The 15,560-nt window shown below is 48.5% G+C and carries 9 protein-coding genes and 1 riboswitch; of the genes, 2 read left to right on the forward strand and 7 right to left on the reverse strand.

From position 1 onward, the window contains the following. Window positions 1-4 precede the first annotated feature (4 nt). Both B4C70_RS10895 and B4C70_RS10900 read right to left on the reverse strand, forming a co-directional pair. Window positions 5-2,752: an FN3 associated domain-containing protein gene (locus B4C70_RS10895; RefSeq protein WP_290779281.1), complete on the reverse strand. Its 2,748-nt coding sequence runs from the start codon at window positions 2,750-2,752 to the stop codon at window positions 5-7. A gap of 128 nt (window positions 2,753-2,880) precedes the next feature. Continuing rightward, the gene (locus B4C70_RS10900; protein WP_035396111.1) at window positions 2,881-3,060 is read right to left on the reverse strand and encodes a hypothetical protein; all 180 of its coding nucleotides are present in this window, start codon (window positions 3,058-3,060) and stop codon (window positions 2,881-2,883) included. Between the two features lie 599 nt (window positions 3,061-3,659). Here B4C70_RS10900 and B4C70_RS10905 point away from each other — a divergent pair. Together B4C70_RS10905 and B4C70_RS10910 are read left to right on the forward strand one after the other, a co-directional pair. Further along, on the forward strand, window positions 3,660-5,690 hold the full coding sequence (locus B4C70_RS10905; protein ID WP_290779284.1) for a thioredoxin domain-containing protein: 2,031 nt from the start codon (window positions 3,660-3,662) through the stop codon (window positions 5,688-5,690). A 200-nt stretch (window positions 5,691-5,890) separates the two neighbouring features. Next, entirely contained in the window at window positions 5,891-9,262 is a 3,372-nt protein-coding gene (locus B4C70_RS10910) for an SH3 domain-containing protein (protein ID WP_290779287.1), read from the forward strand. 314 nt (window positions 9,263-9,576) lie between these two features. Here the strand turns inward: B4C70_RS10910 and B4C70_RS10915 are convergent, their stop codons facing one another. Genes B4C70_RS10915 through B4C70_RS15170 form a run of 5 tightly spaced genes read right to left on the reverse strand, consistent with a single transcriptional unit; the run spans window position 9,577 to window position 15,029 of the window. Continuing rightward, window positions 9,577-10,665 carry a universal stress protein gene (locus tag B4C70_RS10915; protein ID WP_290779290.1) on the reverse strand — a complete coding sequence of 363 codons (1,089 nt, stop codon included), beginning with the start codon at window positions 10,663-10,665 and terminating at the stop codon, window positions 9,577-9,579. Continuing rightward, the gene (kdpC, locus tag B4C70_RS10920) at window positions 10,662-11,183 is read right to left on the reverse strand and encodes a K(+)-transporting ATPase subunit C (RefSeq protein ID WP_023469375.1); all 522 of its coding nucleotides are present in this window, start codon (window positions 11,181-11,183) and stop codon (window positions 10,662-10,664) included. The genes B4C70_RS10915 and kdpC overlap by 4 nt, the downstream gene beginning before the upstream one ends. Window positions 11,184-11,197: 14 nt before the next feature. Beyond that, window positions 11,198-13,264, reverse strand: a complete 2,067-nt coding sequence (gene kdpB, locus B4C70_RS10925) for a potassium-transporting ATPase subunit KdpB (RefSeq protein ID WP_414654472.1) — start codon at window positions 13,262-13,264, stop codon at window positions 11,198-11,200. 20 nt (window positions 13,265-13,284) lie between these two features. Further along, window positions 13,285-14,925, reverse strand: a complete 1,641-nt coding sequence (gene kdpA / locus B4C70_RS10930; protein WP_290779298.1) for a potassium-transporting ATPase subunit KdpA — start codon at window positions 14,923-14,925, stop codon at window positions 13,285-13,287. A 23-nt stretch (window positions 14,926-14,948) separates the two neighbouring features. Continuing rightward, on the reverse strand, window positions 14,949-15,029 hold the full coding sequence (locus tag B4C70_RS15170) for a potassium-transporting ATPase subunit F (protein WP_071908832.1): 81 nt from the start codon (window positions 15,027-15,029) through the stop codon (window positions 14,949-14,951). A gap of 221 nt (window positions 15,030-15,250) precedes the next feature. Further along, window positions 15,251-15,404, reverse strand: a riboswitch (cyclic di-AMP (ydaO/yuaA leader). Between the last annotated feature and the right edge of the window lie 156 nt (window positions 15,405-15,560).

A 15,560-nucleotide genomic window follows, 5' to 3' on the forward strand; every position in this document is an offset into this window, starting at 1 on the left:
CATATTATTGATAGTTTTTCGTTTCTTGTAATTTATAGCCGTTCGCTAATTCAAGCCACAGCGTTTTACCTTTTTTCGTTTTCACTTGGATAGCTGGGTTGTCTTGTGATACACGAAGAGCGAGAAGATTTCCTTGCTGATCAGCATGTGTTTCTCCAACCTTCTCCCACTTCGAACTGCCTTGACGTTCGATGAAGATATGTTTTCCTTTTTGAACAGCACGCCAGTTTCCGACTTCTGCTTTTCCTTTGACCGGTACGACCGTCTCTGCACCTTGAATCGAGATAATCGCTGGATCATGGTCACTCGCGCTACCATCTGCTTCCATATACTCTGAGTTGATATTGACAATATCAGACGACGTATACGACTTCAAGTTATTCGAGATCAAGATATGGTCGAGCACTTGAGCGTTTCCGTTATAGACATACGAGTACCGCTCTGATTCTGGAAGATCGTCGACTGTGTTCCACAAGTTATCACCTTTTAAGATATCAAGTGTTTTCGAGAACTGGAAGTCGTTCAAGTCACCGAGAACGACGACATTCGAGTCTTTGACTTCCGTCTTCAATTCAGAGACGAAGTCCTGAACGATGTTCGCAATCGCATGACGCTGGACTTCACTTTTACGCACGACCGGTTGGTTTTTACCAAAGTCAGCGCCGTCGCCACCTTTTGAGTTGAAGTGGTTGACGATGACATGGTACGAATCACCGTTGAAAAGGAATTCTGCGACGAGCGGTTTCCGTGAACTCGCGAAGTTCGGATCCGTCGGTTGGATACGACCCGGGTTTTTCGTTAACTTACCTTCTTCCACCGTAACGGCTTCCGTCGCGCCACCTTTTTCACCTGGTGCGAGCGATACACGTGCTGGATTGTAGAGGAATCCGACACGGATGTTTCCGCCCGGCTGTCCACCATCCTTCTTGTCTTCTGGTGCGATGTCCGTATAGGCATAGCGGACACCCGTTTTCGCTTCGATCGCGGCGATCAATGTCTCAAATGATTTCGAAGCATCGACCGTGCCGCTATCCGTCGCACCATCGTTATCCTGCATCTCTGTCAAACCGACAATGTCCGGCGTTTTCAAGAATGTTGCGATACCTTCTGAGACACGATCGACTTTTCCAGCGTCTGCTGTTGAAGCGAAGTTCTCGACGTTGTACGAAGCGACAGTCAGGCGTGATTCACCTGTTTCGATGTTCGTCGGCTGACGATCCGCTTCACGCGCAACGAGTTTCGGAAGGTCCGCTGCTTTTGAAAGTACTTTATACGCCGAATAGTTGTAGCTCATGACCCCTTCGATCGTTCCGTCGAACGTATCACCAGCTTTTGCACGGAACGACGAGCTACCCATCTCAACGAAGAGACGTTCCGGGTTGACGTTGTCCTTCGTCAGGATTGGAGTTCCGCGTTTCGTATAGACCTTATTCGCCGTCTGCGTCCGAACTGGAATCGTCCGGTTTGCTTGCGGACCTGTGACGATTGCATTCGGTAAAGCGACACGCATGCCTTCTAAGCTTTCATACAAATCAATCGCGTCTTCTTCTGGGTCAAACTGAGAAAAAGAGTCGTTATCAACGACTTGTGTCGGAATCAAAACCCCTTCATCACCGAGAACGATACTCGCTGGTAACCCTTCGTTGAGTGCACCCTTCACAAGATTGACCGTACTGATTTCCGTGACTGCTAAGTCAGTATCGAACTTATCGCTGTAGCCGCCAAGCAACCACTCTTTGACATATCCTGTCGTCGCGACTTTTTGTCCAACAGCAGCACCATGGTTTTTCGCATAGACGAGAATCCCTTCTGATGTCCGGCTGTCGTTATCCGGATTTGGATCCTGCATGTAGAAGTTGTTCGCATCGACGACGTACGTGACGACACCTGTCGTCCGGACGAGTTGATCTGCGTAAGGCGACGTATGCGCAACGCCTTGGATGTTGCTGATTTTCGTGATCGGTGGTGCGATATAATACTTGAATGTCGAAACCGCTGACGTTTTACCGTCCTTGACGGCAACTGCTTGAATCGTCACTTCATCGTTGATCGTGATCGGTGACGTATACACCGGACTGTCGACAGTTGGTGTCGTGCCATCGACCGTATAATGAATCGTTCCTTCACCTGATAATGTCACTCGATCTCCACGTTCAACTTCACCGACCGGAGAAGCTGTAGGTGCTGCGAGAACGTCGCCCACTTCTGTCTGATGACTGCCGAGATTCGTCAGTGTATCAACCGGGAAGCTCGTCCACTGTGATGGTTCGTACGTTTTAGCGCCAGACGCGACGCTAGATTTCCGGACAAGTGTCGTATCTTTTGCGAAATCCGTCGATGAACCGAGTGGTCCGATGATATCAAGAACGACATCACCCTTTTTCAATGCGATCGGATCATTCCCGTTGAAGTTCAATGATCCCGTCGTCAATTGTGCTTTTGCTTTGATATCTGCATTCGCACTCGAGTTCGCGATGACGAACGTCTTCCCTGGATCCACTTTCCCCGATAGTGTGATTTTCGCTTCTGACGGTCCACCATTCGTATACTGAACGAGTGTATAGTCTGCTAAATCAATGATTTGCCCCGACCCATTGTATAGCTCGATTGCCTTGTTATTGCTTGTTCCTTCTATGTATTCAGACAAGATGACGCCTTCGCCTTCTGCCCCGACAAGACCCGCTTGTGGAAGGATTCCTGCTGTTAACACTCCGGCCAATGCCCACTTTCCAAACGTACTGCCGTATTTCATGATGAGACCCCCTATTGAATTTTCTGACACTTCTTAATAATATCAGATTATATTCTCAACAGTGTATATTTTTTGTAAAAAAGATACCATCCTTCGTAAATGAAAGAAATGGTATCGCTTACAACTTTTTATTGTTCGTCTTTGTGACTTTCGTACCATTTTTCAGCTTGCGATGTCGCGATCGGAATGGCACGTCCCTCTTCATACCCGTCTTTTAATAACGCATTCGCGATCTCGATTGCTTTCTTTCGAAGTGGCGGATCAAAGTTCTTGAATGACTCCGGATAGTCGTTCTCATTCCATGGCATGTCGTCACCCCCTTCTTTCAGCCTTACCCGAAAAAAGGCACAAAAAAAACGCCTCATCAGCGTGTCGTTGTTTTGGTTGTCATGAGAATCGAGGATTACAGGTGATCAAAACACCTGAAACGACGAAAGCCCTACCTCTCTTTCGTTGTTACGGCTCCTTGGCCGCGCCAGCTGAATCAAGCATTTTAGCAAGAATCGTGATGCGTCTGCAACGGACGCATGATACTGGGATTTTTAGAAATAGCTCGGGAATGAGCGGAAAAGTATCGATTGGAAGGTTTATCTTGCTGGGTCAACTTCTCCTCGTAGTATGAAGAAGGACAAAATAAAAGCGATGACTTATGTCTGACTCATTTGTCAGTAGCGGTCTAAAAATCCTGACCTGTCGATTTAATTGTATGATATGGATTGAAGATTCTCACATGAGTGATCATCCCCGATTCATGACTTATATAAATCTATCACACTTTCTTTTATAAAGTCAATCTTTCTTTTGAAAAATCGTTTTCTCCTGTCTCAGAATTGGAGTTGCACCTGCCGTAAAAGCCGAGTATCGTGAAGAGGACTCTTTATTATAGAAGAAACGAGGGAAATCCATCATGTCGAATCGACTTATCCATGAAACGAGTCCCTACCTCTTGCAACATGCTCATCAGCCTGTCGATTGGTACCCGTGGGGCGAAGACGCCTTCACTGCCGCTCGGGAAAGCGGCAAGCCGATCTTTTTATCGATTGGTTACTCGACGTGCCATTGGTGCCATGTGCTGTCTCATGAGAGCTTCGAGGATGAAGAAACGGCACGACTCTTGAACGAACGCTACATCGCAATCAAGGTCGACCGGGAAGAACGTCCTGACATTGACCACTTGTATATGACGGCGGCTCAAGTCATGAACGGACAAGGCGGCTGGCCACTGAGCGTCTTCATGACAGCGGATCAGCAACCGTTTTACATCGGCACGTATTTTCCGAAGACGCCTCAGTTCAACCGTCCGAGTTTTCGTCAGGTGACGCTTCAGCTCAGCGAGCAATTCCGCCGTTCACCAGAAAAAATCGCACAAGTCGGTCAGAACATGTCCCAGACACTTCGCGACGTGTTACGACCTGCTTCATCAACCAGTACTTGGGATGAATCAATCATTCACGAGACCTTTGATCAAGCGATGCGCCAATTTGACCGTCAACACGGTGGATTCGGAGAGGCACCGAAGTTTCCGTCGCCAGCCCTGCTTCGTTTCTTGCTTGATTATTATCAATACGCGGAAGACGAGACGGCGCTCCATATGGTCATGCGATCATTGATCGCGATGCGTGACGGTGGGATGACCGATCAAGTCGGCTACGGTTTGTTCCGCTATACGGTCGATGCCGAGTGGCAGATTCCTCATTTCGAGAAGATGCTGTACGACAATGCTTGGTTCGCGACCTTATGCATCGAGACGTACCAAGTGACCGGACAAATTCGCTTCCGGCGCTACGCGGAAGAAGTACTGACATTCGTAGAGCGTGAGTTGTCTGCACCGGACGGCACCTTCTACGCCGCACTGGATGCGGATAGTGAAGGAGGCGAAGGACATTATTATACGTTCACGGCTTCTGAACTGACCGACTTACTCGGACCAGACGCGCTGTTCCCGCGCTTTTACCATGCCTCCCAGTCCGGGAACTTCGAAGGAAGGAACGTCTTTTACCGGACAGGACAAACACTCGAGATGTTCGCACGTGAAATGCACTTGTCACCTGCTGAGACAGCGGCGCAACTCGAACGCGAGCGACAAATTCTTCTTCGTGCGCGAAGTGAACGCCCGCGACCATTTTGTGATGATAAGCGCCTGACATCGTGGAACGCGATGATGATCTCGACGTTCGCTAAAGCCGGTCGTGTCTTTGGTGAACCGCATTATACACGTGTCGCCACGCGTGCGATGACATCACTCGAGCAATTCGTCCGCACAGAGAATAAACTTGCTGTTCATTACCGAGACGGACAAGCAACCGGATACGGATTCCTCGATGACTATGCATATTTGATCGATGCACATCTTGAACTATTCCAATCAACACGACGGGCGCTTCATCTAAAGGAAGCTTTAGCATTCGCAGATGTGCTGCAGGACCAGTTTCAAATAGCAGATGGTTATTTTTATCTGACTTCGTCACGCTCCGATGAGCTACTCGTTCGCCCACTCGATCTGTATGATGGCGTCACACCTGCTGGAAATAGTATTGCCTTAAACGCTTTCTTCACGCTTAGTCGTCTGACCGGGCGTCTCGTTTATCAGGAAAGTGCCGAACGGGCGCTCACAGCTTTAATCGAAGAAGTCGAGCAACAACCGACCGGATTTGCCTCCCTTGTCAGTACCTTCACCTACCGGCAGATGGAACCGAAGGAATTGATTATCTTGATTCCAGAAGACGTAGACATCCCGGTCGAAATCGAGCAACTGCAACAGTTACACTTACCGGAAGTTGCGTTGTTAATTGGTACGAAGCGTGACCTTTTGCCGCACGTCTCTTTGCTCGCGGATTATCCAGAACCAGAAGAGCCAACGGCGTATCTCTGTCATGATTTTACTTGTGAACGCCCGACGACGAATTTAACAGAAATCCTCGCACGTCTCACTATCTGATCCTATTCCCTCTTGTTTAAACAAACAGGAGGGTTTTTCAAAAAACTAAATCCCTTTTTTCAAAAAAAACCAATATTTTCTTCATAAAAATCCGATATGGTCGATAGTAGGAATAGGCATAAGTACGTACACCTTAGACCAGACATCCTCGAAGCCGATTCCGTCCGCTTGGACGAATATCTACTAGGAGGAAAGATACTTTGAATACGACATCCATCTCGAAACCTTTGAAGGTGTTCGCGAGTCTTCTTATCGTGTTTAGCATCATTCTATCATCTCTACCGATAGTGAACGCAGCAACAACGAAAGTAACGGCTTATCGTCTATCGGCAGATACGGATCTGTATGATAAGACGACATCTTCACGGAAACGCTTGTTGACGATCAAGACCGGAACGGTCGTTTCATCCGCATATGATGCCGGAAGCTACAAAAAAGTAACATATGGCGGAAAAACGGGATATGTCGCTTCAAAATATTTAGTGTTGTATGAGAAAAAGCAAACGATCTCTGGACAACGCTATATCGTCTCTACGAATACGGCGATTAAAAATGCGGCACGCACGACAGCAACGACAATTGGCACCCTGCAAAGTAAAGATGTGTATTATACGACACAACGGATTACCGATCCATACGGCAAAACGTGGTATCGCCTGAACTACGCAGGAAAAACAGGATATGTCCCATCTGGTGCCACTCCTGTTTCCTATCAGAAGATCGCGAACGAAACATCACGTACGACGGATACCTACACGCTACATACTTATGCAGGAACGGGTTATCCAAAAGTCGAATCGATTCCAGTTGGGACAAACGTTGAAGTAGTCGGAAAAATCGACGGCTGGTATAGCGTTCGTCACGGCAAAAATAGTGGATACATGCACCGTGACGCTTTTTTACAAGTCTCTAAACAAAGTATCAAAACGATTCCTACTACACGTGTTCTCTTGAAGAAATCCATCGAAATAAAGGCATCCGCCTCGTCGACGAGTAAAACGATTGCTTCTTTAAAAACAGGTGATGCGTATTACACGACGACACTCGCAACGGATTCACGAGGTAGCACGTGGCACAAAATCAAAAAAGACGGTCAAACCGGTTATCTTTTAGCAAATCAAGGAACGAACGTGAATTACGAAAGCCTGAAGAACGTTTCTTTCATCACAACAGCTAAAACGACAATTCGTTCTTATGCAGGCAGTTCGTATGCAGGGATCAAGTCGATTCCGGCCGGTGCAAAACCGCTCGTCTCTGGTCGAATCGGTACATGGTATCGTGTCACGTACGATGGTGTAACAGGATATGCGTCGGCTTCGACGTTTAAGACAGCAGCCCTCGTCCAAACCATTTCAGGTACACGTTTCGCCGTCACATCATCCACCGATATCTTAGTCGCTCCTGAAGCAGATGCGTTTAAAATCGCTACGCTTCAAGAGGGTGATATCTATTACACGACACGTCTCGTCACACTTGGTTCTAAAAAATGGTATCAGATCAAAAAAGACGGAAAGACCGGTTACATCGCTTACGGAACAGGAGAAAAAGTCTCCTATCAAGCAGATGCCGTGACGATGAAAACAACCGACGCTACAGGATTAAAGTCTTATGCTGGCGTATCTTACGCTTCCATCAAGTCCATCTCAAGCGGTACGAAGGTATCCGTTACAGGATCCATCAATGAGTGGTACCGTGTGACGTATGCAGGAAAAATCGGATATATTCATCAGGATGATTTGAACGAATATATCGTAACGTCTACGATCTCAGCAGCGCGTTATGTATTAAATACATCCATCGACGTCAAAACGACGTATCAGGCGGATGCCGATACATGGAAGACGCTAAAGAACGGGGATGTCTATTACACGATGCGCCTTGTCACGAACGGTCACGGTCAGTCGTGGCATCGTATTTCAGTGGACGGGAAAACAGGATACATCCGAGCCAACCAAGGAAGTCCGATTTCATACCGTAAGATTTCAGCCCATCGCTATAAGACGGTACAAACGACTTCTCTGAAGTCATACGCTGGTCCGACATACAGCGAAATCGCTTCACTGCCAAACGGAACGATCGTGCAGGTGAATGGTTCAATCGGGAAATGGATGAACGTAAGTGTTAATGGAAAAACAGGGTATATCGATGGCGCTCTTTTAACACCTTATACAGAAACGAAAAAGATTAGTGGCGCTCGTTTCCTCGCGAACGAGAACTTAATCATTCGAAATTCACCTTTAGAAGAAGCAACAGCACTTACGACACTAGCTAAAGGAAACGTCTACTACACGACTTCACTGATTACGTCACATACGAATAAACAGTGGCATAAAGTAACGATCAATGGAAAAACAGGGTATGTCGATACGAACGCATCTACAAGTAAGATTGACTATGTATCGAAAGATTCGTTATACGTCCGAGCTACAAGTCCTACTCCACTTCGCTCGTATGTCGGAAGTTCCTATCAAGTCGTGACGACGATTCCTTCGAACGTCGTCGTCAACGTCACCGGACAAATCGGACAATGGTATAAGATTTCCTATCAAGGTAAATCAGGCTATGCGTATAATGGAACACTTGTAACGACATCTTCAAAACTAAATGTCTACAATTCCATTGCGACACCGTATACATTTGATAACTTTATCAGCACTCAAATGAAGTTAAATCCTTCACCTCAAACCGATTTATATAAAAATAAGATGATGTATGTCAGCTCGATGTACGTTCGATTCGGTGGATCGGAAGACCCAGTCAATGGTACACTCGCGACCGTATCGTCAACGACACCACTCAATATACGTTCCGGCGCAGCAACGGATAGCCATATTTATGGACAATTCCAGCCGAAACAGATGATTAAGGTCTATCAACGAATTGGTGATTTCTATACGACGTATCCGCGTGTTTACACGTCTTCCACCGGATACTGGACACTTGGTTGGTTGAATGCACTCGAGTCTGATGTCCGGAACGTCGCTGACCCATTAAAAGTCAGCCGCTCTTCAAAGGAATTCTTCCAATTCCTTGATTTATCGAAGACGACAGGCGCTTCTGCTGCAACATTAGATAAGATTATCAGCACAAAAGGCATCTTTGGTAAATGTACGACCGGAAGCTGCGGACAAGCATTCATCGACGCTGGTACAGCCTTTTCCGTCAACGAAATCTACTTGATCTCCCACGCGCTACTTGAGACAGGAAATGGAACGTCAACTTTAGCGAATGGAGTCATGTGGAATGGAAAAATGGTCTACAACATGTACGGCATCGGCGCTGTCGATTCAGATCCGATCAACGGTGGAGCAAGAACAGCCTACGAAAAAGGATGGTTCACACCGGAAGCGGCCATCATGGGTGGAGCCGAATTTATTGGAACTCAATATATTCACCATGCCTACAATCAAAACACACTCTATAAAATGCGCTGGAACCCAATGAATCCTGGTCGTCATCAATATGCGACAGACATGGGATGGGCTGCGAAACAAACGACTCGCATTTATGATTTATATCAACAGATGGATAGCTATACAGCCGTCTTCGATATTCCAGTCTTCGCTCGTTGAGGAGACGATGAAGCTGAGTCTTTAAATCATTGAAATGATTCCAACAAAAAAGGAAAGACCGTTCTGGTGACTTCACTGGAACGGTCTTTCCTTTTTGATTGATGTAGAACGAAAAAGGTCATCCTCCACTCCTACAGGATCAGAAAGCGCGCGCGGCGCTTTCGTCAGGGCTAGGTAAGACCCGGCAGACCGCATCAAATGCGGGGATGCCGCGTCTTACCTCCCGCCTGAGGACAGGGAGAATGACCGACTCGTTCGTTTTGTGAAACGACAAACTTCGAAGAGAACCCCTGCATTTACGCGGAAGGGCTCCCCTAGCGTTCCATGTCATCAGCGACGATTTGAATATCGATGCCGCGGACATGACGCATGATTTCATTGATGATCGATCCACGCCGGATTTCCTGCCAACGGGTTCGTGCGGATTGACCGAGAACGATTTGAGTGATGCGATGATGTTTCGCGGCAGCTGTGATTGCTTGGGCGATCGAGCGCTCGCCTTGGATTCGGATCAGAACTTCTGCTCCGAACAAGGAACCACTCTCGCGTACCATCGCAAGCACTTCTTTTTGTTTCGCATTCAATTGATTCTCCGCTGCCGGTAAGATTGTTAGGACATACAGTTCTGCCTTCAATCGACTTGCCATGCGAAAGCCGCGATAGATCAACTTCCGCGCATTGTCATTGAGCTGTATACAGACAAGGATTCGCTCTTGTAGCGTCGCCGGATCTTTTTCGATCAGCAAACGTGATTGATAGACTTGATCGTCTACTTCGTCCGCGACCTGACGCAGCGATAGCTCACGTAAGCTCGCAAGATTCTGAAGCGAAAAGAACGAATTCAAGCTCTGTTCAATCTTTTCCTTCTTATAGATTTTTCCTTGCTCGAGTCTCTCCCGTAACGTTTGTGGTGTGACATCGACGAGTAGAATCTCATCGGCTTCCCCGAGAAACGGATCCGGGATGCGTTCTCTCACTTCGACACCCGTCACTTCTTTGACTTTAAAAAGCAAGCTTTCGAAATGCTGGATATTGACGGCAGAGTAGACATTGATTCCTGCTTCAAGCAATGCTGCGACATCTTGATAGCGTTTCTTTCGTACCGATCCTGGCGCATTCGTATGCGCCAGTTCATCGATTAGTACGATATCGGGGCGACGGGCAATGATCGCGTCCACGTTCACCTCGGGGAATGTCTTGTCCTTATAGGCAACTTCAAGTAGCGGGACTTGTTCGAGTTGCCCGACCATCTCCGCCGTCTCTTTGCGACCGTGTGTCTCAATCAGTCCGATGACGACATCCTTACCCTCAAGCGTCAATGTTCGTGCATCGGCAAGCATCTTATACGTCTTTCCGACACCAGGAGCTGAGCCGATATACAGCTTCAGCTTTCCTCGTGTCATGACTTACTCCGATCAAGTGCTAAGTTCAAGCGCAGGACATTGACGTAATCATGGGTTCCTGCTTCCTTTGTGATCAACTTCCGTACTTCTTCACGCGACAGATCGCGTGCGGTTGCGATACGCTTCGCCTGAACCAAAGCATAATCGACTGAGATGTGCGGATCGAAGCCAGAACCGGATGTCACGAGGGCATCGTCCGGAAGCGAAGCGCCGTCCACTTGGTTCTGTTTCTGTAATTCCGCCATCTTCGTGCCAAGCTCCGGGTTCGATGCTGCTAGGTTATCCCCAGCAGACGCTCCCGCTAATTGATCGACCGCTGATGGACGTCCATGAAAATACTGTTTCGACGTGAACGGCTGGGCAATCAATTCCGATCCGATGAATTTTCCGTTTTCTTGTACTAAAGAACCTTCAGCTTTATCCGGTACGAGTAGTTGACCGAACAGGGTCAATAAAGCGGGAAAGACGATCCCGCATAACGCCGTGACGAAGACCGTCACACGAATGGCTTGTTTCATGATTCGTTTTCTCCTTAGAGGATGCTCGCAAGCAAGACATCGATGATTTTAATCCCAATGAATGGAACGACGACACCGCCAAGACCATAGATCAGTAAGTTACGACTGAGTAATTGATCCGCCGTCATCGGTTTGTAGGTAACTCCTCGCATCGCAAGCGGAATCAACATCGGAATGATGATCGCATTGAAGATCAAGGCAGACAAGATCGCGCTCGTCGGGGAATCAAGACGCATGATATTGAGTACTTCCATCTGCGGGATTGCGACCATGAACATTGCCGGGATGATCGCAAAATATTTCGCGATATCGTTTGCGATCGAGAACGTCGTCAAGGCACCCCGTGTCATCAAGAGCTGTTTCCCGATTTCGACGACTTCGATGATTTTCGTCGGGTTCGAATCAAGATCGATCATGTTCGCCGCTTCTTTTGCGGCTTGCGTTCCGCTGTTCATCGCGAGTCCGACATCGGCTTGAGCGAGTGCTGGTGCATCATTCGTTCCGTCTCCTGTCATGGCGACGAGGTGACCGGCTGCTTGTTCCTGCTGGATGACACGAATCTTGTCTTCCGGTTTACATTCCGCGACGAAATCATCGACGCCTGCTTCGCGGGCGATCGTTGCTGCCGTCAATGGGTTGTCTCCCGTACACATGACCGTCTTGATACCCATCTCACGCAACCGATCGAATCGTTCGCGCATGCCCGGTTTCACCGTATCTTTCAAATAGATGACGCCAAGGATCGTTGCGTCGATCGCAACGACGAGTGGTGTGCCACCAAGACGAGAGACCGCATCTACTTTTTCTTGCAAATCATTTGGAATGGTGCCGCCTTGTTCCTTGACCCATTCTTGAATCGCTTGCCCCGCCCCTTTACGCACACGGCGTCCATCTCTTAAGTCGAGTCCGGACATCCGTGTCTCTGCTCGAAACGGTACGATTTCCGCGCCATCTAACCAATGTTGTTCAACCGTCATCGCACGAAGTTCCGCGAGCTCTAAGACCGATCGTCCTTCAGGTGTCTCATCAGCGAGTGAGGCGAGGATCGCCCCCTCGAACGCCTGCTCGGCAGTACGTCCGCCGACTGGCGTGATCTCTGACGCCATCCGGTTTCCGAACGTGATCGTTCCCGTTTTATCTAAGATGATCGTTTGGATATCCCCTGCTGCTTCGACCGCCTTCCCGCTCATCGCGATGACGTTGAAGCGGGTAACGCGGTCCATCCCGGCGATGCCGATCGCGGACAGCAAACCACCGATCGTCGTCGGAATCAAACAGACGAGCAAAGCGATCAAGATTGGACCAGAAAGATTGAATCCAAGATAGTTCGTAAAGACGGGTAACGTCATGACGACGAGTAAGAAAATCAATGTCAAGCTCGTCAACAGTGTTGATAAAGCGAGCTCGTTCGGTGTCTTTTGACGGCTTGCGCCTTCGACAAGCGCAATCATCTGATCGAGGAACGATTCCCCTGGATTACTCGTGATCCGGACTTCGATTTCGTCACTAACGACGAGTGTTCCACCGATGACCGACGAGAAATCACCCCCCGCTTCCTTGATGACGGGTGCCGATTCCCCTGTGATCGCCGATTCATCAATCGAAGCAAGACCTTTGATGATCTCACCGTCACCTGGTACATATTCACCGGCCCGTACGAAGACGATGTCGCCTTTCCGGAGTGTCACGGACGAGACGCTCTCAATCAATTGTCCGACACGTTTACGAGCCATGACGTCCGCTTTCGATGCTTTTAGCGAGTCTGCTTGTGCTTTCCCTCGTCCTTCGGCGATCGATTCCGCGAAGTTCGCGAACAAGACCGTCAAGAAGAGAATGATACTGACCTTCAAGTTAAAGCCTCGCATCTCGTCAATGAAAATCGTGTAACCGATCGCGAGCAAGCAGCCGATCCAGACGACGAACATGATCGGTTGTTTGACCATGTTGACGGGATTAAATTTTTTAAAGGCATCGATTGTCGCTTGACGCGCGATCGAGCCATTGATTGCTGATTTGGATTGGTGTTCCGGCTCCCCGTTCGGTTGGTGTTCCTCGGGCGTCGGATGCATGATTCGTTCCATCATATGCTTTTATCTCCTGTTCACATCGTCAGCCAATCCGCGACTGGTCCAAGTACGAGCACTGGCAAGAATGTCAATGCACCGACAAGTACGACCGTACCGAGGAAGACTGTTCCGAAGAGTGGTGTGTCTGTCTTAAACGAAAATTCATCTTGCGGGACGGATGGCTTCGCTTTAAGCGAACCAACGATTGCAAGCATCAAGATCAATGGGATGTAGCGTCCGAAGAACAACGCGAATGACGTCGAGACGTTCCAGTAGACGTTTGCGTCGCCGAGTCCTTCAAAACCTGATCCGTTGTTCGCCGTCGCGGACGTGAACTCATACAAGACTTGCGACAGTCCGTGATAGCCTGGGTTCGAGATGCCAGCGACGCCTGGTGCAGCGTACATCGAGATCGCCGTTCCGACGAGAATCAGGAATGGCGGCACGAGTAGCGCGATCGCGATCATCTTCACTTCGAACGTCTCGATTTTCTTCCCGAGGAACGTCGGTGTCCGACCAATCAAGAGACCTGTCAGGAAGACGGCGACGAAGGCATAAAGCAAGACGTTCAAGAATCCTGCACCTGCTCCACCGTAAACGACGTTAAGCATCATATTGCCGAGCTGGATCAATCCAGCGAGCGGATGCAGTGAGTCGTGCATCGCGTTGACCGCACCGGTTTCAGCTGCCGTCGTGATTGAACTGTAGAGCGCCGTTCCGATTTGACCGAACCGTAGTTCCTGACCGTGTGCCGTTGGATTCGCAAGCAAGCTCCCTGCCATCCCGACCGTCATCATGATGAAGAGAAGCGTCATGACACCAAGGAACAGTCGTCCTTGTTTCGCGGAACCGATGATTTTTCCGTAAGCGATTGGAAGTGACATCGGAATCAGCAACATCAAGAACATCTGGATGAAGTTGACGAACTGGTTCGGGTTCTCGAATGGGTGCGCTCCGTTGGCACCAAAGAAACCACCACCGTTGTTACCAAGCAGTTTAATGACTTCGAATGCAGCGACCGGTCCGCGGTAGATCAACTGTTTCGCTCCTTCGAGCGTCGTGACGCTGACCGCACTACCAAATGTCTGCGGTACGCCGAGTAAAATCATCAACATCCCGAACAAGAGTGAAATCGGAATCAGGATCCGGAAGATGAAACGAACGAAGTCGGCGTAGAAGTTACCGAGTGGTTTGTTCGCAAGACCACGAATGACAGCGATACAGACCGTGAACGCCATCGTCGGAGCGACGAATAACATCGTTCCGAGGACGAACGTTTGCGAGAGATACGAGAGTGCCTCACCCGAATAGTGCTGCTGATCGGTATTCGTCATGAAGCTGATCGTCGTATGCAGCGCCGTCGACCAGTCGAGATTCACAGCACCGTTCGGATTCAAGGGTAGACTGCCTTGGAAGCGAAGTAACAAATATCCACCGATGAAAAATAGCAAATTGACGAGCAAGAGGCTCTTCGAATAGCCGACCCACGATTGATCGTGTTTCTTTTCATCGACGCCGAGTAACGACAGGAGTCGTCGTTCGACCTTACCGATTTTATCGACCCGACGTTCTGCGACAGGTGCGAAGTATATCCCGATGTAGCGCCCAAGCAAGACCGCCGCGCAAAGTGCGATGACGAGTAGGATCCAAAATTGGATCATGAATTGAGTCCACATGTTTTTCTTTTCTCCCTATGCGATTAGAATTTTTCTGGATACATCAGACAATAACCGAGATACAAGAAGACGAGGCAGCCCGTCGCCAGTAAAAACCACGTCATTTACGGTCACCTGCTCTCCACTGGACACGCTCGATCAGATGAATCATCCCGAACGTCGTACCGAAGAAGAAGGCAAGCAATACGATACTCCACAGTTCTCCCATTATGAAAATACCCCCATATTATTCAATATTTTTACAATTAAACACGACAAAAAGACGATGTGAGGCAATAAACGGCCCCAGCATCGCCTTTATACTTTGGCATACTGAAAAAGAGTCGTTCCCTCCTAAAAACGCCTGCGAGGTTAGCTGTCGGATTCGGGCATACCTAGGAATTCGCCCTACCTTTCCCGTTCGGAAAGGATTCACCCCGTGTCACGTGTTGTGACGGTTGGGTCCCCCGCTTCAATCATGAATTCGGCGTACTTTGAGATCGAAGCATTAACATGTTAGTGTTCGTTGATGAGATGGATATTACTCCGATTTTTTCGGGTTGTAAATAGAAAAGTTGAAAAAAAATAGTCTGATTTTTTAATGACTTACTTTCAAAAAATAGCGTTTTTCCGCCCTATGATATGCTCCCCAAAAA

This window comes from Exiguobacterium sp. UBA5002 (assembly GCF_002396765.1).
Lineage (GTDB): Bacteria > Bacillota > Bacilli > Exiguobacteriales > Exiguobacteriaceae > Exiguobacterium_A.